This is a genomic window from Pseudomonas sp. T8, assembly GCF_024610635.1.
GTDB classification, from domain to species: domain Bacteria; phylum Pseudomonadota; class Gammaproteobacteria; order Pseudomonadales; family Pseudomonadaceae; genus Aquipseudomonas; species Aquipseudomonas chlororaphis_I.
On the sequence record NZ_CP102374.1, the window covers coordinates 880597 to 900507 of the forward strand.

General features: G+C 63.6%; 21 protein-coding genes. 5 read left to right on the forward strand and 16 right to left on the reverse strand.

All coding sequences use genetic code 11. From position 1 onward, the window contains the following. The first annotated feature begins 278 nt into the window (after positions 1-278). Both fnr and NRG23_RS03800 read left to right on the forward strand, forming a co-directional pair. Positions 279-1025 carry a fumarate/nitrate reduction transcriptional regulator Fnr gene (fnr, locus tag NRG23_RS03795; protein WP_009049010.1) on the forward strand — a complete coding sequence of 249 codons (747 nt, stop codon included), beginning with the start codon at positions 279-281 and terminating at the stop codon, positions 1023-1025. A gap of 24 nt (positions 1026-1049) precedes the next feature. Continuing rightward, complete coding sequence (locus NRG23_RS03800) at positions 1050-2033, forward strand: zinc-dependent alcohol dehydrogenase family protein (protein ID WP_053269052.1); 984 nt, start codon at positions 1050-1052, stop codon at positions 2031-2033. Between the two features lie 12 nt (positions 2034-2045). Here NRG23_RS03800 and NRG23_RS03805 read toward each other — a convergent pair whose 3' ends face one another. Beyond that, positions 2046-2942, reverse strand: a complete 897-nt coding sequence (locus tag NRG23_RS03805; RefSeq protein ID WP_009049008.1) for a universal stress protein — start codon at positions 2940-2942, stop codon at positions 2046-2048. A 227-nt stretch (positions 2943-3169) separates the two neighbouring features. On the opposite strand from NRG23_RS03805, the gene NRG23_RS03810 reads away from it, so the two are divergent. Then, positions 3170-3733, forward strand: a complete 564-nt coding sequence (locus NRG23_RS03810) for a GNAT family N-acetyltransferase (RefSeq protein WP_009049007.1) — start codon at positions 3170-3172, stop codon at positions 3731-3733. 55 nt (positions 3734-3788) lie between these two features. Here NRG23_RS03810 and NRG23_RS03815 read toward each other — a convergent pair whose 3' ends face one another. From NRG23_RS03815 to NRG23_RS03830, 4 genes are all read right to left on the reverse strand, one after another. Further along, positions 3789-4706 carry a universal stress protein gene (locus NRG23_RS03815; protein WP_257373786.1) on the reverse strand — a complete coding sequence of 306 codons (918 nt, stop codon included), beginning with the start codon at positions 4704-4706 and terminating at the stop codon, positions 3789-3791. Positions 4707-4812: 106 nt separating this feature from the next. Further along, the gene (locus NRG23_RS03820; RefSeq protein ID WP_016702962.1) at positions 4813-6051 is read right to left on the reverse strand and encodes a DUF4010 domain-containing protein; all 1239 of its coding nucleotides are present in this window, start codon (positions 6049-6051) and stop codon (positions 4813-4815) included. 42 nt (positions 6052-6093) lie between these two features. Next, positions 6094-6336 (reverse strand): hypothetical protein, encoded by a 243-nt coding sequence (locus tag NRG23_RS03825; protein ID WP_124340164.1) that lies wholly within the window; start codon positions 6334-6336, stop codon positions 6094-6096. 41 nt (positions 6337-6377) lie between these two features. Continuing rightward, complete coding sequence (locus NRG23_RS03830) at positions 6378-7451, reverse strand: NAD(P)-dependent alcohol dehydrogenase (RefSeq protein ID WP_028683959.1); 1074 nt, start codon at positions 7449-7451, stop codon at positions 6378-6380. 264 nt (positions 7452-7715) lie between these two features. On the opposite strand from NRG23_RS03830, the gene NRG23_RS03835 reads away from it, so the two are divergent. Continuing rightward, positions 7716-8648 (forward strand): universal stress protein, encoded by a 933-nt coding sequence (locus tag NRG23_RS03835; protein WP_124338363.1) that lies wholly within the window; start codon positions 7716-7718, stop codon positions 8646-8648. Between the two features lie 86 nt (positions 8649-8734). Here the strand turns inward: NRG23_RS03835 and NRG23_RS03840 are convergent, their stop codons facing one another. Continuing rightward, complete coding sequence (locus NRG23_RS03840) at positions 8735-9373, reverse strand: TetR family transcriptional regulator (protein ID WP_257373787.1); 639 nt, start codon at positions 9371-9373, stop codon at positions 8735-8737. A gap of 130 nt (positions 9374-9503) precedes the next feature. Here NRG23_RS03840 and NRG23_RS03845 point away from each other — a divergent pair, with 130 nt between their 5' ends. Then, complete coding sequence (locus NRG23_RS03845; protein WP_257373788.1) at positions 9504-10163, forward strand: O-methyltransferase; 660 nt, start codon at positions 9504-9506, stop codon at positions 10161-10163. 94 nt (positions 10164-10257) lie between these two features. Here NRG23_RS03845 and NRG23_RS03850 read toward each other — a convergent pair whose 3' ends face one another. The 10 genes from NRG23_RS03850 to NRG23_RS03895 all read right to left on the reverse strand — a co-directional run bounded on the left by NRG23_RS03850 (position 10258) and on the right by NRG23_RS03895 (position 19902). Next, positions 10258-11934: a M28 family peptidase gene (locus NRG23_RS03850; protein ID WP_080577947.1), complete on the reverse strand. Its 1677-nt coding sequence runs from the start codon at positions 11932-11934 to the stop codon at positions 10258-10260. Next, on the reverse strand, positions 11935-12720 hold the full coding sequence (locus NRG23_RS03855; protein WP_016702955.1) for an amidohydrolase family protein: 786 nt from the start codon (positions 12718-12720) through the stop codon (positions 11935-11937). 64 nt (positions 12721-12784) lie between these two features. Further along, positions 12785-13573 (reverse strand): ABC transporter permease, encoded by a 789-nt coding sequence (locus NRG23_RS03860; RefSeq protein WP_016702954.1) that lies wholly within the window; start codon positions 13571-13573, stop codon positions 12785-12787. Then, entirely contained in the window at positions 13570-14373 is an 804-nt protein-coding gene (locus NRG23_RS03865) for an ABC-2 family transporter protein (RefSeq protein ID WP_016702953.1), read from the reverse strand. The genes NRG23_RS03860 and NRG23_RS03865 overlap by 4 nt, the downstream gene beginning before the upstream one ends. Next, a complete protein-coding gene (locus NRG23_RS03870) occupies positions 14373-15359 on the reverse strand; it encodes an ATP-binding cassette domain-containing protein (protein WP_016702952.1) in 987 nt (328 codons plus the stop codon). Before NRG23_RS03870 ends, NRG23_RS03865 begins: the two co-directional genes overlap by 1 nt. Before the next feature lie 118 nt (positions 15360-15477). Continuing rightward, positions 15478-16314 (reverse strand): hypothetical protein, encoded by an 837-nt coding sequence (locus NRG23_RS03875; RefSeq protein ID WP_028683955.1) that lies wholly within the window; start codon positions 16312-16314, stop codon positions 15478-15480. Between the two features lie 86 nt (positions 16315-16400). Then, complete coding sequence (locus tag NRG23_RS03880) at positions 16401-17030, reverse strand: class I SAM-dependent methyltransferase (RefSeq protein ID WP_016702950.1); 630 nt, start codon at positions 17028-17030, stop codon at positions 16401-16403. Positions 17031-17066: 36 nt separating this feature from the next. Continuing rightward, a complete protein-coding gene (locus tag NRG23_RS03885) occupies positions 17067-18089 on the reverse strand; it encodes a PQQ-binding-like beta-propeller repeat protein (RefSeq protein ID WP_016702949.1) in 1023 nt (340 codons plus the stop codon). Between the two features lie 125 nt (positions 18090-18214). Next, positions 18215-18622 (reverse strand): VOC family protein, encoded by a 408-nt coding sequence (locus tag NRG23_RS03890; RefSeq protein ID WP_198560295.1) that lies wholly within the window; start codon positions 18620-18622, stop codon positions 18215-18217. A 26-nt stretch (positions 18623-18648) separates the two neighbouring features. Beyond that, the gene (locus NRG23_RS03895; RefSeq protein ID WP_016702947.1) at positions 18649-19902 is read right to left on the reverse strand and encodes a M48 family metallopeptidase; all 1254 of its coding nucleotides are present in this window, start codon (positions 19900-19902) and stop codon (positions 18649-18651) included. Positions 19903-19911 lie beyond the last annotated feature (9 nt).

Consider the following 19911-nt stretch of genomic DNA (forward strand, 5'->3'; position numbering starts at 1 on the left):
GCCGTTGCTGCCTTCGCGGGATCGGCATCAGTATTACCCCAGACTCCTCCTTGCGCGCCTCCAGGGTTCTGATCTATGTCAGATCCCCGCGCGAGGCGTCGAAAAGCGCCCCCGCGCAGATAGACCTCGGCCACCTGCCCCTGGCGTGCCCTGCCAGTGCTCGATGAGGGAGCGCTTGTTTTCCCCACTCGTCGTCTGCTTTTTGCCATCAGCCGGACGGCCCGCCCTGGCAAGACTCAGAGACTATGCTTTAGCAACCGATAGAGGGGTCTTATGGCATGCCGGACGCCCGGACGCACCCGAACCATCATCTCAAGACTGCCTGTGCCAACTGCAGCGTCCTGGAGCTGTGCCTGCCGCTTGGCCTGACCGGGCACGAAATCGAGCGCCTGGACACCCTGATCGTGCAACGGTTCAAGGTCAGGAAAGGCGCCGCCCTCTATCGCGCCGGCGATCCATTGCGCTCGCTGTATGCCGTGCGTATCGGCTCGTTCAAGACCAGCGTGCTTTCACTCGATGGGCGCGAGCAGGTCACCGGCTTCCAGATGCCGGGCGAAATGCTTGGCCTGGACGCCATCAGCAGCGACATGCACACCTGTAACGCGCTGGCCCTCGAAGACAGCGAAGTCTGCCCTATCCATTTTGCCCACCTGGAAAAACTCGCCCTGGAGCTGCCGTCGCTGCAGCACAACCTGAACCGGATCCTCAGCCGCGAGATCGTGCGCGATCACGACATGCTGATGATGCTGGGCAACATGAACTCCGACGAACGCCTGGCGGCCTTCCTGCTGAACCTGTCGCAACGCCTGAGCCAGCGTGGCTACTCGTCCAGGGACTTCATCCTGAAGATGCGCCGCGAGGAGATCGGCTCCTACCTGGGGCTGAGGCTGGAAACCATCTGCCGGGGCATCGCGCACCTGCGGGACCAGGGGCTGGTGGAAATTTCCGGCCGGGAAGTCAAGGTCCTGAACATGGAGGGGCTCAAGCAATTGGTCGCAGGTTGCCACCGTTCAGCCCCGCGCTGATCCCTGGAAGCGTGGAAAACCATCATGCGCGCCATGGTCCTGCATATCCCCGGCGAGCCGCTGCGCCGGGAAGAACGCCCGGTCCCGACACCCGGTCCCCAGCAACTGCTGATCAAAGTCCTGGCCTGCGGCGTCTGCCGCACCGACCTGCACCTGGTCGATGGCGAGTTGCCCCAGGCCGTGCTGCCACGGGTGCCGGGCCACGAAATCGTTGGCCAGGTGACCGCGGTGGGCGCCGACGTCGCGCCGGACTGGATCGGCCAGCGGGTGGGCGTGCCCTGGCTCGGCTGGACCTGCGGCGAATGCGAGTTCTGCCGCACGGGCCGGGAAAACCTGTGCGACCAGGCGCAATTTACCGGCTGTCACCTGGACGGCGGCTACGCCGACTACACCCTCGCCGACGCCCGTTTCTGCCTGCCGCTTCCCGAAGCGCTCTCGGCCACCCAGGCCGCACCGTTGCTGTGTGCCGGGCTGATCGGTTTTCGCGCCTTGCGCATGGCTGGCAACGCACGGCACCTGGGCCTCTACGGTTTCGGCGCGGCAGCGCACCTGGCGATCCAGGTGGCGCTGGGGCGTGGGCAGCAGGTGTATGCCTTCACCCGACCCGATGACCACGCGGGCCAGGACTATGCCCGGTCGCTGGGGGCCTGCTGGGCCGGCCCCTCGGACCAGCCCCCGCCGCACCCGCTCGACGCCAGCCTGATCTTCGCCCCCGTCGGCCCGCTGGTGCCGCTGGCGCTGGCCGTCACGGCCAAGGGCGGCTGCGTGGTCTGCGCCGGCATCCACATGAGCGACATCCCGGCATTCCCTTATCGACTGCTCTGGGGCGAACGCAGCGTGCGCTCGGTGGCCAACCTGACCCGCGAAGACGGCATCGCGTTCTTCGCAGAATTGCAGCACACCCCGGTTCACTGCGACGTCACCTGCTTCGCCCTGGACGATGCCAACCAGGCACTGGAGCATCTGCGGGCCGGTCAGTTCAACGGTGCGATCGTGCTCACCCCGTGACGCCCGAGCCGTTCACCTGACCGCCAGGATACTGCCCGGCACCGAATACAGCGCCCGCTCGGTATTGCTGCCGATCAAGCGGTCGATCCCCAGCCGATGCACAGTCCCCATCACCACCACATCGGCCAGGTACTGCTCGACGAAGTCACCGATCGCCGGCACCGGCGGGCCCGGGACGAAGTGCCGGCGCTCCGGCGGGATGGCGTAGCGCTCCGCCAGGGTGACAAACGCCTGGTGCAGGGACTCACGCAGCTCTTCGACGACGTCCATGCCCCAGCCACCGCTGACCAGCGGTGCATCGCCATTGAACGCCGGCGACAGGTCATAGGCATACAGCAGGTGCAGTGGCGCATCGCATTGCAGGGCCAGGGCATTGGCCGTCTGGATGATGGTGTCGTTCAGGCCGCTGATCTGTGTCGATGGATCGAATGGATCCACCGCCGCCACGACCCGGTGCGGCAACCCGTAGCGGGCCTGATTGACCAGGTGCACGGGGACCGGGCACTCACGCAGCAAATGACAATCGAGCGGCGTGATGAACACCCGCTTGAGCAGCGGTTCCAGGCTGGCGTCCTTGATCAGCAGGTCGGGGCCGAGCTCCTCGACCGTCTTCAGGATGTCCAGCAGCGGATGGGTGGTGAACAGCACGTCGACGGTCGCCTCCAGCCCCAGGTCGCCGAGCCGCTGGGTCTCTTCGGCCACCCAGCGGCGATGGCGCCGCATATAACGCTGATAACCCGCCTCGTCGATCTTCTCTTCCCACAAGCGCACGACCGGCGCTGGCTCGGCGAAGGCGCGTACATGCAGCGCAGCCCCGCTGGCCTTGGCCAGCGCAACCGCCCGCAGCGAGGCAGGCGACTGATGCAGGGTTGGATCGGCGATCAGCAGCAAATGTTGGTAATGCCCCATCACACACCTCGCTCAGGCACCGGTCGAACAGGCCGGCATGCGCCAAGAGTGCGCCTTGTCCCCCGATGCGCGGTTTGATTTACATCAGGTGCCGATCAATGAACGAGGCCTGTCGCCTGTGTCTGATCCAGATCAGATCCGCGTGCTGTCAGCAGGGTAAATAAACCAAACAAACCGCGTGTGCGCCCTGCCGCACACGCCCCTGCGGCCGTATGGAGAACCCCATCATGCTCACTGTCAAAGACCACAACGAACGGGCCGCCGGCGTCTACGCCGCGGTCCCCGGAGAACACTGGATCGAAGCGCTGAGGGACGGCCGTCATGTGCTGATCCGGCCACTGGCGGAAAAAGACCGCGAGCGGGAGTACGCCTTTATCAAGCGCCTGTCTCCCGAATCCAGGCACATGCGCTTTCTTGCCCAGATCAGCGACCCCAGTGGCGCCTTGCTCGATCAGCTGATGAACACCGACGGCAAACAGCGCATGGCCTACGTCGCGCTGGCTCACGATAACGGACAACTGATCGAGATCGGCATCAGCCGCTACGCCGCCACGGGCGAGCACGAATGCGAATGCGCGGTGACCGTCGCCGACGAATGGACGCAGCTGGGCCTGGGCACCTTGTTGATGGAGCACCTGATCAAGGCGGCCCGCCAGAACGGCTTTCGCCAGATGTATTCGATCGACGCCGCCAGTAATGCGCCCATGCGCGACCTGGCCAAGGCCCTGGGTTTCGAACGCAGTCACGATCCCGACGACAGCCGCCAGGTCATCCATCGCCTCCATCTGTAAAACCGCCGCCCTTGGCGTGCCGGCCAGCGGTCCGCCAGGGGCGACTCACCCTCGATTACAGCCTCTTGTCCGGTTTTATTGCCAGCACACTGCAAGGTGTCCGATGCAAAAGTTGCTCGGCGGTGCTGCCCAAGAGTTTTTTCAATCCCTTGTGCTGCACGGTTCCCAGGACAATGACGTCAGTGCGGTGGGCAATCGCGAAGTCGCAGATGCACGACAGCGGCGTACCCTCGATGAAGTGGCGGCGCTCCGGCGGTACGCCATGGCGTTCGGCCAGTGCCGCGAATGCCTCGAATTGCGCCTCGCCCAACACTTCGTAGATCCCGGCGCTCAACGGCAGCACGCCAACCCCCATGTCCTGGGCATACACCGCGGCCCAGTCATACACATGCACCAGCTCGAGTCCGGCGGCACATTGCCCGGCCAGCTTCGCCGCAGCGTCGATAATCTGGTCGTTGAACACCTTGTCCTGCTCGTCGCTGCGCAGCACATCGACGATGGCCAGCACATTGCGTGGCCGCGGGTTGAAGGCATTGGTCACCAGGTGCACCGGCACCGGACAATCCCGTAGCAGTTGCCAATCCAGCGGGGTGAAGAACACGCGCTTCAAGGCCGGTTCTTCTTCGGCATCCTTGACGATCAGGGCCAGGGGCATCTCATTGACCAAGTGCAGGATTTCTTCGAACGGGCGGTGCACCCAGACCACTTCGCTGGTGACCTCGATGCCCTGTTCGCTCATCGAGCGAGCTTGCTCGTCAAGCCATTGCCGATGGTTTTGCAGGTACCCGTCCCGGGCCTGGGCGATCTGTTCGGGCGCGAACAGGCCGGCCACCGCCAGCGCCTGCAGATAATCGAAGGCCACGATATGCAAGGGTAATTGCATCGCCCGAGCCAGCGCCGCGGCGCGGTCGAACGCTGGCGTCCGGTTCATGGCTGGCGGGGCAATGAGCAGTAAACGCTGAGTCTGTGACATAAGGCACCTCGGCACGCGGTCGTCTAAAAACCCTGGCTGGAATTGCAGATTGAAGGTTTCAGGACCGGGTGACTTGATCTTTGTCAGCTACCCGAAGCGACAGGCTTCAGTACAACCAGATACCGGCCCACATCGCCAACGTCAGCAGTACCTGGCCAGGAATGACATAAGCGGCGAAGCGGTGCCCGCCGCTGACCCAGGCCACCAGGCATTTGCTCAGGGAATTGCTGCTGACCACGATCAGCACCGGCGTGGCGATGGCCTGGAACGGCAACTGGCCGGATTTGGCCAGGGAGGCTATCGACGCCGTCGAGGAATGGGCGTCGGCGAAACCGCTGAGGGTCGCCGTGACCATCACCCCTACTTCGCCAAAGTGGCTCAACATCACCGACGACAGGAAAGTAATAGCGGTCATGGCCAGCGTGACGAGCAAGGCCAGCTTGAGGTTGAACGCGCCGCCGACCTTGATCGGCTGGCGGGTGCCCTGGGCGGGTGCGGGAAACATCAGGCACAGGCCATACAATGCCGTGGCGGCCGCACCGGCGAACAGCGGCCCCCACATAGGCCCCAGCAGACCGGTATCGACCGCGCCGAGGATCAGGCCCACCTGGGTCAGGGTGGCCAGGTTGGAGAGCAACGCCGCCGCGCCCAGGACCTTGATGCTGTCCGGTTCCTTGGCAGCGATATGCCCCATGGCGGCGATGGTCACCGTGCTGGAGGCGAACCCCGAGGCGATGGCACTGATCGCATAACCGTAACGCGTGCCCAGGTTACGGACGGCGATATGGCCTATCGCGCCCACGGCCATCAGCAACACGGTCAGGGTGCAGATGGTGCGCAAATTGATCGCGGCATAAGGCCCGATGTAACGATCCGGCGCCAGCGGCAACACCACCAGCGCGGCGATCAGCAGTACCAGGCCGTCGCGCATTTCCGCTTCGCTCAGTTGGCTGCGGGCGAAGTGATGCAACTTTTGTCGATAGGCCAGCAGCCCGCCCATCACCACGCCAATGGCAATCGCCAGTTCCGGTGCCGTACCGCACATCGCCCCCAGCGCCAGTACCGTGAGCAACGCCACTTCGCTGGTCACGCCCGGGTCGCTGCCCAGGCTTCGCCAATACGCCACGGTGACCAGCATGGCCAGGCAGATCGCCATGATCCCCAGCAGCAGGCCACCACCGACCTGCATGGCCACGTACCCCAGCAGCGCGGTAATGGCGAATGTGCGCAACCCGGCACAGGCACGGCTGTCTCCTCGCCCCTTGTGTCGCTCGCGCTCCAGGCCGATAAGCAGGCCGATGCCCAGCGCAGCCGCCGCGCCCTCCAGGCCAAGGGTCGCACTCATAGAACCTCCATCCGGATGAACCTGCAGCCCTGGCCACGAGGGTCACTTCACCAGGCCTGGGCAGGCTCCCTTGCTGGTCGTCGGGGCGGATCGGTTGCCGGCGGCCCGAGGGACATCCCTCGTCTGGCCAGGGCTGGCCGGCCAGGCATGCGGCGCATCGATGCGCGCCCTGAGTTGACCGACGAAGGCCGTTGCGGCTTCCAGGCTGTCGAAGTCCACTTCCAGGGCATCCATGTGCACCACCCAGCCGTGGCCTGCCGGTTTTTCTGTAATGTCGATGATCATCGATCACCTCCGCGCAAACACGAACGTCAACCGCCCCGGTATCACGGGGTAATCGCGACCTTCATGACCCCGTCCCGCTGGTGAGCGAACAGCTCATAGGCGGCTTCGATATCGTCGAGCCTGAAGCGGTGGGTCACCAGCGGCGACAGGTCGACCCCGCCGCTTTGCACCACTGCCATCAAGCGACGCATGCGTTCCTTGCCGCCGGGGCACAGGGTGCTGACGATGCTGTAGTCGCCCAGCCCGGCGGCGAAGGCGTCGAGCGGGATGTGCAGGTCGCTGGAATACACGCCGAGGCTGGACAACCGCCCGCCGGGCCGCAGCACGCGCAAGGCGGACTCAAAGGTGCCCTGGGTGCCCAGGGCTTCGATGGCCACGTCGACGCCACGGCCATCGGTGAGCGCCATGATCTGCTCGACCACGTTGCCGTCCCTGAAGTTGACCACCTGGGTCGCCCCCAAGCGTTTGGCCACCGTCATGCGCTCGGCCACGGCATCCACGCCGATGATCTGGCTGGCGCCTTTGAGCCGCGCACCGGCCACCGCGCAGAGGCCGATCGGGCCCAGGGCGAATACCGCGACGGTGTCGCCGATATTGACCTCGCCACGTTCGGCCCCGGAAAACCCGGTGGACATGATATCGGGGCACATCAGCACCTGTTCGTCGCTGAGGCCGTCGGGGATCGGGCACAGGTTGGCCAGGGCATCCGGTACCAATACGTACTCGGCCTGGCAACCGTCGATGATGTTGCCGAACTTCCAGCCACCGATGGCGCGAAAGCCATGACGGGTGTCCGGGCCGTCCTGGGAAGCGCAGCCGCACAAGCAGGCATAGCTTTGCCCGCTGGGCGTGATGGCCCCGGCAATCACCCGCTGCCCCTCGGTAAAACCGCGCACCTGCGAGCCCAGCCGCTCGATGATGCCCACCGGTTCATGACCGATGGTCAGGCCCTTGGCCACCGGGTACTCGCCACGCAGGATGTGCACGTCGGTGCCGCAGATCGTCGTCGTGGTGATACGCACCAGGGCCTCCAGCGGGCCCACTTCGGGGATCGGCTTTTCATCGAGCACGATCCGGTTCTTTTCAACGAAAATTGCCGCTTTCATGGTGGCCATGACGATTCTCCGGTCCGGTGCCCGCTCCAGAGTCCAGCAAGACGTTCAGGCTGCGCCGGAAGGAAGGCCCTGGGGTTGATCATGATCAACAATTCATCGATGGAGCCCTTGGCGCCCAACCACACGTCTGCCGGCCTGCTCCACGACCGGACGGGTTGATACAGATCAAGCGCGCGCCACCGGCCAGAGGCAGGATCGGGGCAAGGTTTCACGACCGAAGACGCATCGTTGCCGATACCTGCAACTACCCACGGGAGATTTGTCATGTCCGAGCAAGCACGTTTCATGCTGGTCGCCTCGCCACTGATGGAGAACAGTCCGGCCTTCGATCGGGCCGCCGCGCTGGCCAGGGCCGAAGATGCTGCCCTGCACATCGTCGCCTTCGATTACCTGGAGGGTCTGGCCACGGCCAGCCTGGTCAACGAACAGGCCCTGGAGCAGATGCGCCTGGGCTACGTCGAGCGCCATCGTCAATGGCTTGAAGAGCAGGCCCGCCCGATGCGCAAACTGGGTGTCACCGTCACCACGGAAGTGGTGTGGGTACAAAACCCGCTGCAGGAAATCCTGACGCACCTCAAGGAACAGCCCATGGCCCTGCTGATCAAGGCCCTGGAGCATCAGTCGCGGCTGTCGCGGGTGTTCTTCACTCCCCTGGATATCCACCTGCTGCGCGAGTGCCCGGTGCCCCTGCATTTTGTCAGCCATCTACAGCATGCGTTGCCACGCAAGATCGTCGCGGCGGTCGACCCGTTCCATCGCGACGGTCAGTACCAGGACTTCAACGACCGGATACTGCATGAAGCCTCGAAACTGGCCAGCGCCTGTAACGCCGAACTCGAGGTGATCTATGCCCATGACTTGTCATCCATCGACCCGGACGAATTCAACTTCGACCAGAGCTCGACGTTTTTCTCGTCCAGCAAAGTCAAGACCCTGTTCGACGCACAGGGCACCGCCTTCAACGAACTGGCCGAACGCAACGGCATTCCAGCGGAACGCCAGCACATGATCATGGGCAACCCGGCCAAGGTCCTGGCCAGCTACGCCGAAGCCTATGACGTCGACGTGATTGTCATGGGCAGGGTCGGTCATCGTGGTGGCCTGGGGCGCCTGATCGGCAGCACGACAGAGCAGTTGCTGTACAAGATGCCTTGCAGCGTATGGGTGGTTTCGCCCGAGGTGCTGACGGCTGGATAAAGCCCCTTTTCAGGAGGTTTGCCCCGCGCGCCTGGCCGGCATCGAACGCCGTCCAGGGCGCCCGGCAACCTCACGGCCTTTACCGGTCAACCAGCACCGCGCGCCAATTGCGTGAGGTAGGCGCAGAACATCTCTGCAATGGCGTCGGCATAGGTCTGGATCTCTGCGGCGCTGCGCGGGCTTTCTGAAAACTCCTTGCCCACGCTGCTGAGGGTGGTGGTGATCAAGTCGGCGGCCAGGGCGCGGGTTGCCTGCGGCGTCTCGGGCAGCGCCTCCTCCATGAAGGCCTGGAAGATCCTCTCGCCTTGCGCCTTCACGGCCTGCGCTTCGGGGGCGTGGCGATACAGCGGCGCGGCGTCGTTGAGCGCCACGCGCATCCTGGCTTCCTCGCACTCGGACTGGATAAACACCCGGACCAGCACGCGCAACCGTTCCAGCGGGGCATTGCTCGCGTCTTCGAGGATGCTGCGCAGCATCTGCGTGGTCTGTTGCCACTCATCGCTTTGCAGCCGGAACAGGATCGCCGCCTTGTTCGGGAAGTACTGGTACAGCGAACCGATGCTGACGCCGGCCTTCTCGGCCACCCGCGCGGTGGTGAAACGCTGCGCACCTTCTTTGGCCAAAACCTGAGTAGCGGCTTCCAGGATCGCCGCGACCAGCTCCGTCGAGCGCGCCTGTTTAGGGGCTTTTCGCGAGGAAACCTGCGGGGTCCGGCGATTGCTCATGACGGCCCCACAGGGCCGGAGCCAATGCGAATAGCGGATGGGGTCACTTGCTCATATCCTCTAAATGCGACGAATTGATCGCATTTTAGCCACGCGCCGCCAGGCGTCAATTTTGGAAGGGATGCCCCTCATGACCAGCACACTGACTACTTCCCCGCTCGCGCCCTTGCTCAATCGCCTGTTCGACCAGGCCCATACGGCAACCAGCCCGGCCGTCGCCGGCATCTCCCGCGAAGAACGCGAGCGCCTGATGCACAGCAAGACCGAATACCTGGATTTCTATGGCCGCCTGAAGGACCTCTGGCTGCCGGTTTCACGCGACACCGGCGGGCTGCTGTACATGCTGGCGCGCAGCACCCGGGCCCGGCACGTCGTCGAATTCGGCACCTCGTTCGGCATCTCGACCCTGCACCTGGCCGCGGCCCTCCGCGACAACGGCGGCGGCCGCCTGATCGGCAGCGAGTTCGAGGCGTCCAAGGTGCAACGGGCGCGCCAGCACCTGCTCGAAGGCGGCCTGGCTGACCTGGTGGAAATCCGCGAGGGCGACGCGCTGAAGACCCTGGCGGTCGACCTTCCGGAAGCCATCGACCTGGTCCTGCTCGACGGCGCCAAGGCGCTGTATGCCGACATCCTGGCCCTGGTCGAAAGCCGCCTGCGCCCGGGCGCGCTGATCGTCGCCGACAATACGGATTACTGCCCGGACTACCTGGCCCGGGTCCGCTCGCCCGGCAGCGGCTACCTGTCCGTGCCCTTCGGCGACGACGTGGAACTGTCGATGCGGCTTGGCTGAGTCATATCCAAGAGTACCAAGCGATCATCGAAACCCTCGGCCACTGCATCGAAGGCAACCGGCAGGCCAGCAGCGCGACGATGAAGCCTGTGTTTCATGAACATGGCGACGATTTTCGGCCGCCTTGATCTGGATAACGTCGCGGGCCATCAGCCGGATCTGCCTGTCCCTGGAGTCTGGTCCGGATAGCCGGCGAGCGCAGTGCGGGACGCCATGACGAGTCGGCCAGCAGGAGCAGCGTTTCATGAAGCACGTCGATGTCGGCGCAGAGGCTGGTGAAGTCCCAGTACCTGTCGAACGCATCGGACGTGCTGTGATACAGGTTCGAGTCGTAGAAGTCATGCCGTTTCAGGCCTTCCTCCACGCCCCCGCTGATCAGGTCGCTGCCGGTACTGACCTGGACCGCGGGGATGTCGATCTTGGCGAAGCTCGCCTGGTCGGATCGGTAGAAGTAGCCGGCGGCGGGCGCGTCATCGAGACTGATTTGCCGGTTCAGTTGCTTGCCGGCCCGCATGAACGCACTGGGCAGCTCGGATTGATCACCGTCCACCAGGCTCAGGTCGCGGGTCCTGCCGATTGGCACGAAGCCATCAACGTTGAGCGCCGCGACCACATCAAGGCCGGTCTCGTCGATCAACCGGGCGACCTGGGCGGAACCGAGCATGCCCACCTCCTCCGCGGTGGTCCAGGCAAAGAGCACGGTGCGGCGTAGCGGGCCCGCGTTCGCCAGCCGCCTGGACAGTTCGAGCAACACAGAGACACCGACCGCGTTGTCAACTGCGCCGGGGTAGTAGCCACGGGGCTGGCTGCTGTCCGGGGTCCTGCCGAGATGATCCCAGTGCGCGCACAGCAATACGCATTGCCGGGGGAAAAGCGCGCCTTTGTGCATGCCCAGCACATTCCGGCAATGGCCGATCTTGATCTCGAAACCCAGGCGCAGCTGCAAGCGGACGTCGAGCCAGGGCGCGCGTCTGGCCATCGGCCATGGGTCGGCCAGGAAGGCATCGAGCTCGACACCGGCCCTGGACAACAACTGCCGGCCGAAACGTTCGCTGCAGATCCCCTCGAATTCCAGGCCACTGCGCACCGCGCCCGGAAGAAACCGAAACGGCCGGCGCATCTCGTCCCGTACCAGATGGAAGGCGCTGCCGAACAGCTCATCGGTGTGGACGATGATCACGCCCGCGGCGCCTTGTCGAGCGGCCTCCTCGAACTTGTATTCCCAGCGGCCGTAGTAGGTCATCCGCTCACCCTGGAAGCGCTCGCCTCCCGGGCTGTTGCGCCCGGGATCGTTGGGCAGCGCCACCACCACCTTGCCGACGACATCGAGCCCGGCGTAATCGTCCCACTGGTATTGCGGCGCGACTATGCCGTAGCCGACGAAGACCAGAGGCGCGTTGTCGAACACGACGCGGGCCTGCTGGGAACGAATCAGCAACTCACCATCGTGCAGCGGGTCGGGCTGCCAACCGTCGCCCTGGATGGTCACCTGCCCGCCCCGCGGAGTAGCGGAACCAAGCGCCACGGACTGAAAAAGGCTTCTGCGGCCGTGCCAGGCCTTGAGCCCCATCCCCCGTGCCTTCCCGGCAATCCACAGGGATGCCCGCGCCCCTCCGGGCTCCCCTGCCCCACGCCCGGCGAAAAGCGCGCCGGACAGGGTCCGGCAGTTGTCGGCGAGTGCCGCGGCATGGGCCTTGTGCCTGAGGTAGCCACGCAAGGACGGCGCGCCCCCGGGCTTGGACTTGGCCTTTTTTGGCAGTGACCGGCGCATCTAGGCCCCCTGCTCCCTGGAAAAATGCTTGAACAACCGGGCGCCATTGTCGAAGAACACCTGCCGGTGGTACTGCGGCGCAATCGCCCTGGCGCACGCGGCGAAATAACCCGGGTAATCGACAGCGGGCCAACCCGAGCCGAAGACCAACCTGTCCGGCTTGCCGGTGTAGTCGAGCATCCAGCGGATCGGCTCGATCAGCAGCCTGTCCAGCGTGGCCTCGGAGACATCGCTCAACGGGCCCTCGATGATCGAACTGAGGTCGAGCCAGACATTGTGATTCTTCGCCGCGAGCACCGCGGCATCGGTGAACCAGGGATTGCCGCTGTGCACCAGGAGGAAGTTCACCTCGGGATGCTCGACTATGACCTCGTCCAGGCTCAGCGGATGGGCATACTTGAGCTTGGAGCGATGCCAGCCGGTGTCGCCGCTGTGGAACAGCACCGGGACATCGAACTGGCGCGCCAGGGCGTACAGCTCCCGAAGCCGAGGGTCGTCGGCGTACACATGCATGAACCCGAGGTTGATCTTGATCGCCAGGTAGACGCCGTCGGCCAGCCCCTGTGCCAGCGACTCGGAGCACCATTCAGGCTGGGCGATGACCGCGCACCTGCCCACCCCCAGTTCCCGCAACGCCTGGTCGCCGCAGGCGGGGGCACGGGAGTCGGTCACCGAGGCGACGATATTGAAGCGTGATTGCAACGCCTGGAACGCTTGCAGGCTGCCCGCCGCGGCGAACTCGGTATGCACGTGCGCGTCGAGAACGGGCCCGGAATAAGTGCTCATCGAAAAACTTCCCTGTGGGTCGATCACTATCGCCGCGCGGCATCCGGCGCGGCACCTTGAAGCACTAGCTGCTAGCGCTGCTGTAGGACCTCAGGGCAAACAGCCAGAACACCCTGGACAGGCACAGGAAGGCGACAGCGAACAGAATCGCGCCGAGTACCTGCGGCCATCCGACCATGCCCATGGCCCCGGTAACCGGGACGTTGGAAACGAAATACACCGGGACGAGGAAGGTCAGTATCGTGCGGATCGTCTGCGGAAAGGCCGATACCGGAAACCGTGCGATTTCCATCAGCGTATAGCTGATGATCCAGACATCGCCGATCTTCACGAACCAGATCGACAAGGTGCAGGTGATCAGGAACACCGAGTAGAAAATCGCCACCCCCGCGGCCATCAGCCCGAGGAACGCTGCGAGGTTGCCTGCACCCAGCGCGCCTTCGCTGTACATGGCGTACAGCACCACGGCAAGGCCGATCAGTACCCGGGGCAGTTCCCAGAGGCTGATCTTCGAACAGGACACCAGGAACTGACTGTCGACCGGACGCACCAGCAGGTAATCCAGGTCACCGGTGCGCACCTTCTCCGACAACGCGTGCAGGCTGGGAAACAGCCAGACCTCCAGCAGGCCCTCGAGGATCAGCGCCACGCCGAACAGCGCCAACACCTGGTGGAGGTTCCAGCCGCCCAGGCTGCCGACTTCGGCGAACATGGCATCGAGGAAGTACAGCGCCAGGAGCATGCCGACCACCGTATTCACCGCATTGGTGATGGCATTGGCGCGAAACTCCAGTTCCGCGAGCATCGAATGCCTGATCAGGGCCAGCAGGACTTTCAAGGTTCTCAGGCTCATATGCCGGCTCCGGAAAAGCGCTTCAGGCCCTGGCGCCACAGGCCCCGGCGCAACGCCACCAGCACCAGCACCCAGAACAGCTGGGCCACGAAACCGTACAGCAGCTCGATGCCCGCGGCCTTACCGATCAGCACCTTGACGGGAAAATCCAGAGCCGAGGCGAATGGCAGCAGCGCGACGATGGAGCGGGTCGCCTCGGGGAACAGGTCGACGGGAATGAGCGTGCCGCCCAGAACGGTGTACATCGACCAGACCAGGGCATCCAGCGCCACGGAGTTGGCCATCCAGAACGCCAGCAGGCCGACGCAGTAATAGATATGGAAAATGATGATCCAGGCCAGGACCAGCGAGACCAGGAAAAACGGCAGCTGCCTGGCGATGCTCGGCAGGTCAATGTCGAACAGGGAGGCGCCGATGCAAAACACCGTCACCACGATCGGCGCGCGCACCAGCATCTGCCCCAGATGTTCGGCCACATGGAACCAGAACGGCGCGACCGGCTTGAGCAGGCGGCCCGACAAGGTGCCGTGGCGTATCTCGTCGTTCAGCACGAAGATGACCCAGACCGCGGTCAGTTGCCTGACCAGATAGATGCCCAGGAAATACGCCACGAAATCGCTTGCAGCGTACCCACCAATCACCTGGTCCCGGGAAAGCTCCCACCAGATCAGCATCATGAACAACGGCGCGACGCCGCTGATCAGCCACACGAACAGCTGCGCCCGGTAGATCACGGTCACCAGCACGCTCGTGCGGATCAGGCGCCCGGCAATGCCGGGCAACGAAGCCAGGGCGACCATCAGGCGTGCTCCCTTGGCAGCAACAGGCGGGGGAACGCCTGCTCGAGGGACGGGCTCTGGATCGAGATGTCCGTCACCGGGAAGCTCGCCAGCAGCTGTGCCACGGTCTTGGCGACCTGCTCCTCGGGCACCAACAGTTCGGCGCCTTCGTTGTCCAGCCGGATCAGCTCGCCATAGGGGCGCAGGGATTCGTCGCTGACCGCCGAGGAGAAACGCAGGCACACCCGGCGCTCGGAAACATGGGCCTTCACCAGCGCCTGCCGGCCGCCGTCGAACACCACCTGGCCACGGTCCAGGACGATGACCCGGTTGGCCAGCGCCTCGATGTCCGCCATGTAGTGCGAGGTCAGGATGATCGTCGCCCCGAACGCCTTGTTGTAGTCGACGAGGAATTTGCGGATCGCGACCTGCATTTCCAGGTCCAGGCCGATGGTGGGCTCGTCGAGAAACAGAATGCTCGGGCGATGCAGCAACGACAGGATGAGCTCGCATTTCATCCGCTCGCCCAGGGACAGCTTCCTGACCGGGCGGCGGGCGATGTCGCCGGCCGACAGCAACTCGCACAGTTCATCGATCCGGCGCCGGCATTCGGCAGGCGGTATGTCGTAGAGGGCACCGTGCAGGTGGAAAGACTCCAGCGCCGGCAAGTCCCAGGTCAGTTGCTGCTTTTGCCCCATGACCAGGGTGATCGACTTGAGGAACTCCGGCCGTCTCTTGAAGGGTTCATGTCCCAGGACCGAGAGATGCCCGCTGCTGGGCCGGACGATGCCCGAGAGCATTTTCAGGGTCGTGGTCTTGCCCGCGCCATTGCCGCCGAGAAACCCGACCACCTCACCCGCGTCGATCGAAAAGGAGACATCCCTGACCGCGGGGATGAACTCTTTCTCACGCCGAAAATACCGGAGCAGGCTGCGTGAATGGCCGTCACTGGCTCGGTACACTTCGTATACCTTGCTGACATCACACAGCTCGATTGCTTTTGACATACATCTCCTTGATAACTCGCGCGTCCTGCGATTCAGTCAAAACGCCAGAATACTAGCATGGTGATCCGAGGTACTTGCCCGGCTGGCCGGGACCATCGGCAGCTGTGGCGCGGCGTATTTATCGGCGGCGCGCCAGCAGTTGCGCCTGATGCCAGGCAGGGGACAATCCCGTGTCGATTACAAGACAGATCGACGGCGCGACCTTTGACTGGGCGAGCAGCCCCAGGCCGGGCACGTGGTCCAGGGCGAAGTCGGCCGCTTCGAGCATCGCGGTTGTCCGACCCAGGTCGACCGTGGCCAGGTGCACCAGGCAGGACGCCCGCGCCAAGTCCACCGGCCCACTGTGGCGCTGCGCTGCGCGGTGCAGAAACGCCAGCCACTGGTGACCGATGGACAAGTGCCCCTCCTCCGTGCCGATGCTCCCCGTCACGTCGCCAAGGCCTTCGAAGCAATGGCGTCGATCCTGCTCGGGCTGGGCGCAGAGCAATGACACCCCGCTGATCGCAAACAGGCCATTTTCCGCTACCAGCAGGGTGAGGTCCGTACCGACACCGCGCAGGTACTGAATGACCGACACCGGTACATCTCCCGGGCTGCGGGCCGGCAGGCTGGCAATCAGCCAGGCCGGTGCCTCCTCGCCCAACGGCGTCTTCTCGGTCACCGCCAGGGCCGCACGCCGCGCGGGCGAAAGGCCTTCGACATCCGCCAGCAGATCGGTCGAGCAGAGCCAGATCGAACAGGGTCGAAGATCCTGCCCCTCCCCGGCCCCCACGGCCCCCTCGGAACAGAACTCAAGATACCCTCCACTCAACCTGAAGAAGGCGCTTACGCGTCCGTCGCCGTGCTGCACTTGTCGCGTATGCCCGATGAAGCCTGCCCGCTCCCACTGTCCGATGACCTCCGCGAACAGGCCCTCCGGCAGCGGATAGACGATGTGATCAAGATGGGATATCACCAGCGCTCTCCCTGCGGCTGCAATCGATGTCCAGTTCCCCCGTCGCCCGCCGAAGCACCGTCCTGTGCTCAGGCATGGGTATCGGTCTAAGGGCGCTTGCCCCGGGTGCAAAGCGTCAGCCCGTGCTCGTGCACGCCACCGCTTTTCACCTCCTGGGTCACCGCCTGCAAGCCCGCCGCCTTGAAGGCGTCGAGATAGCGAGCTTGCGGCCAGCGCGTCAGCTTCACGCCCAGCTCTTGCGCCCAGTCCTGCGACTCGTGGCTTTCCTCGTAGTAGTCGACCATGACGATCAGTTCTCCGCCCGGCGCCAGCAGGCTGGCGGCTTTCTCGATGGCGGCGGCGATGTTCTCGAAGTAATAGAACACCTCCATGGAGAAGATCAGATCGAAATGGCGGCCTGCTGGCGGGCGCCAGTTCAGGAAGCTCTCGACATCGATCTCGACGTTATCCAGGTCGGACACCCTGGTGGCGCACATGCGGGCCATTTCCTGGCTGAGTTCCACGGCAAGGCAATGCCCGCTGGCGAACTTCGACCTGGCCATGTACTCCAGGGCGTAACCATTGCCCGGCCCGATCTCCAGGTAACGCCCTGTAGATGGTTCAAGGGCGGACAGCACAGGCTCGACCCGGGCCCAATGTTCCCGGGCCATGTCCACCGCGCCATCCTCGATGGCCCACTCGTCGAAGAGCGCCTCGACTTCCAGTTCGTGACTCATCCAACACTCCTGTTTGCAGTTGGGATTCGACCCGCGTCAGCGGATCCATCGATAGAAATGTACGGCGTTGCGATGCGAGCCGATCACCAGGTGACCGTCATCCGTAAGCAGTGGCGAGGAATGAAAACCGCCACTGTGCTCCAGGCGCCACAGGCTCTCGCCGGTGCGTTGCGCCAGGCAATGCAGGCGCTCATCCGTGCCGACCAGCAAGGCATCGCCGGAAGGCAGCACGGTAAAGGGCGTGTACCTGAACTCGCACTCCAGGTTGACCCGCCACAGGCATTGCAGGCTGTGCAGGTCGATCCCGTACACATGCCCGTCATTGCTGCCGACGTACGCCACCCCCTGCGGGGACAGGCTCGGGCAAGACACCACGAAGCCATCGGTGTGAAATTGCCTGAGGACCGTACCGCTTTTGGTCTCGAACACGATGATCTTGCCGTCGACTTCCGTGCCTATGACACCACGCCCCGAGGCATGGTCGATCGCCGCGGTGCCTTCGAACCTGCCGGTTTCGGTGATTCTCCAGCGCTCCTCGCCGTCGGGCCTGAAGCACATCAGGATATTGTCGGTGCCGACGATGACATTGCCGTCCGCATCCAGTGCTGGCGAGCTGTAGAGATCGTCCTCCACCTGCTCGTCGAACGACTGCTTCCACAGCAACCTGCCCGAGGCATGGTCAAGGGCGTACAGCGTATGATCGTAGCTGCCTGCGTAGACGATGCTTCTGGCTGGATCGATGGTCGGGCTGGCATGGAATGGCCCCTGGGCATGAAAGGCCCAGAGGCATTCGCCATCCTGGCTTATCCGGCGCAAGACATGGTCCTCGCAACCCACCACGAAACTGCCATCGTCCGACACCGCAGGAGAGCTGTAGACCGGCCCCTGGGTCGCGAAACGCCACTGGTGCGCGCCATCGCGCAGGCTGACGCACTGCAGGCTGTTGTCCCAGCAGCCGAAAACGATGCGGTCCTCGCCGATCCTGCACGGAATGCTCCATACCCGTTCGGCGCAGGGAATCGTGCGCTGATGAGTCGGCTTGGCGTGCCAGTCCAGCACCGGCGTATCCCGCCATGGCCTGTAACAGCGCAGCGCCTGGTTGTTTTTGTACCATGTGCTTTGCAAATGCTCAGCGTAATCCGACACGCCACCCTCCCCGGACACTTCCCGGTCCGTCGCGCTGCTTATTGGCACATTGTCCGCCTGGCGTCTTCTATGCCGCCGCCGTACTTCTCGGATATCTCGATCTTGTAACCATTGGGATCGAGAAAATAAACCGAACGTGAAGAGTGGTATTGAACTTCATAATCGGGGAGCAACTTCACGCCGTGATCGCGTAGTTGCGCCAGAACATGGTCGAAGTCTTCCACCAAAATACCGAAGTGAGTAATTTCCAGGCCATCATTCTTTACACCCCGCCCTTCGGCATATTCATGCATGCATAAATACAGTGTCCGATCCGCGCCAATAATCATCCAGCGGGTAAAGGCACGAATACCCACTTCCTTCACTTCGAAACCGAACACCCGCGCATAAAACGCCTGGCTTTCTTCAATATCGGCCACATCGAGCTGGATATGATCGATACCCACGATTCTGATCCTGTCGAGCGGAGCATTCATTGGACAAGCCCTCGATAATCATCCGGCAACAGGCCGTCGGTTTCCCAGGTATCGATATAGGATTTGAAGAACGGCAGCACTTCCGGCGAATGTTGCCGGGCTACTTCATAACCGGCGATACCGGCGGATATATTTGTCTTGTCGAGTAACAGGGTGCTCTTGAACGCGTCCAGCGCCTGGTCGAAGTTCCCCAGTTGCTGATGACAGGCACCGATCATGTATTGCGAGTAAGTCACCCGTGGAAAACCGATGTCGTAAGCCTTCTGGAAGCGTTGCAACGCGCGTTGCCATTGCCGGTCGACCACTTCGACCTCACCGGCCTCGTGATAGGAAATACTCCAGTCGGGATCGTAGGCAAGCAGCTCATCGGCCACACGCCGGGCACTTTCGACATCGTGGGCGACGTAGAGCATTTCCTTGAGCTTCGACTCGTAGACAGTCTTGCGTGCTTCCCGGGCCTCGATACTGCCGCCTCTCTCGCCGCGCAACACCGCCTCGGCATACTCTTCGGCCAGCAGCATGTATTGCCGCGTGGTGGCGACGTCGCCCCGGGCCGCCGGCACCATGGCCAGGCCGCGATAGAACGAAGACAGCGAAACCAGATCCGCCGGCGTGGTGCTCGAGGCAATCTGCTTGACCGCCGCCTCGCCCGTGCCGATGAACCAGCGGTTCAGCTCGTCATCGATGGCATTGCCCTTGATTTTCCAGACGATCGCCTGGGAGCAGACATCCAGCACCCGGGCTGGCGACAGCCGATGGGCCTGCATGAGCGCCTTGAGTGCGGTGAAGTCGTCCTGATGCGAGGATTGCATCTCAAGACGGTTCTGAATGGCAAAGCGGGCCAGATGATAAGTCACCCGCTGATCGGGATAGAGCGCGTCATAAGGTACCTCGGCCAGTACCTGATTGGCGAAGCGGTACCGGCAGCTGGCGGCCAGGGACTGTGCCAGGCTCAGTTTCTGCACCGGCGGAGCCCATTCGCGCAGGTCCGCCAGCCACTTCAGCTTGGCGACCGGACCGTCCATCCCGTACGAGAAAAACTCGAGCTCATCGACGCTGATGGCGTGCCGCTGCGCGACTTCGACCAGTGTCGAGGGTTCAAGAAGTTGAGGCACCCGATAAGGCACTTCATCGAAATTCTGTTCCGCCAGCCCCGCACACACAGAGCGGGACCAGTTCGTTTGATGCACGCCCGCGTCATCGTAAAAGAACACGGCGCGCGAGAATGCGTCATCCACTTTTCTGGACATATCATCTCC

Bases quoted from the DNA above. Each gene is read 5' to 3' on its own strand.
- NRG23_RS03845 (WP_257373788.1), top strand. From the start codon at position 9,504: ATGACCAGCACACTGACTACTTCCCCGCTCGCGCCCTTGCTCAATCGC.
- NRG23_RS03850 (WP_080577947.1), bottom strand. From the start codon at position 11,934: ATGCGCCGGTCACTGCCAAAAAAGGCCAAGTCCAAGCCCGGGGGCGCG.
- NRG23_RS03870 (WP_016702952.1), bottom strand. From the start codon at position 15,359: ATGTCAAAAGCAATCGAGCTGTGTGATGTCAGCAAGGTATACGAAGTG.
- NRG23_RS03835 (WP_124338363.1), top strand. From the start codon at position 7,716: ATGTCCGAGCAAGCACGTTTCATGCTGGTCGCCTCGCCACTGATGGAG.
- NRG23_RS03840 (WP_257373787.1), bottom strand. From the start codon at position 9,373: ATGAGCAATCGCCGGACCCCGCAGGTTTCCTCGCGAAAAGCCCCTAAA.
- NRG23_RS03800 (WP_053269052.1), top strand. From the start codon at position 1,050: ATGCGCGCCATGGTCCTGCATATCCCCGGCGAGCCGCTGCGCCGGGAA.
- NRG23_RS03895 (WP_016702947.1), bottom strand. From the start codon at position 19,902: ATGTCCAGAAAAGTGGATGACGCATTCTCGCGCGCCGTGTTCTTTTAC.
- NRG23_RS03865 (WP_016702953.1), bottom strand. From the start codon at position 14,373: ATGGTCGCCCTGGCTTCGTTGCCCGGCATTGCCGGGCGCCTGATCCGC.
- fnr (WP_009049010.1), top strand. From the start codon at position 279: ATGCCGGACGCCCGGACGCACCCGAACCATCATCTCAAGACTGCCTGT.
- NRG23_RS03830 (WP_028683959.1), bottom strand. From the start codon at position 7,451: ATGGCCACCATGAAAGCGGCAATTTTCGTTGAAAAGAACCGGATCGTG.
- NRG23_RS03810 (WP_009049007.1), top strand. From the start codon at position 3,170: ATGCTCACTGTCAAAGACCACAACGAACGGGCCGCCGGCGTCTACGCC.
- NRG23_RS03825 (WP_124340164.1), bottom strand. From the start codon at position 6,336: ATGATCATCGACATTACAGAAAAACCGGCAGGCCACGGCTGGGTGGTG.
- NRG23_RS03805 (WP_009049008.1), bottom strand. From the start codon at position 2,942: ATGGGGCATTACCAACATTTGCTGCTGATCGCCGATCCAACCCTGCAT.
- NRG23_RS03820 (WP_016702962.1), bottom strand. From the start codon at position 6,051: ATGAGTGCGACCCTTGGCCTGGAGGGCGCGGCGGCTGCGCTGGGCATC.
- NRG23_RS03815 (WP_257373786.1), bottom strand. From the start codon at position 4,706: ATGTCACAGACTCAGCGTTTACTGCTCATTGCCCCGCCAGCCATGAAC.
- NRG23_RS03860 (WP_016702954.1), bottom strand. From the start codon at position 13,573: ATGAGCCTGAGAACCTTGAAAGTCCTGCTGGCCCTGATCAGGCATTCG.
- NRG23_RS03880 (WP_016702950.1), bottom strand. From the start codon at position 17,030: ATGAGTCACGAACTGGAAGTCGAGGCGCTCTTCGACGAGTGGGCCATC.
- NRG23_RS03855 (WP_016702955.1), bottom strand. From the start codon at position 12,720: ATGAGCACTTATTCCGGGCCCGTTCTCGACGCGCACGTGCATACCGAG.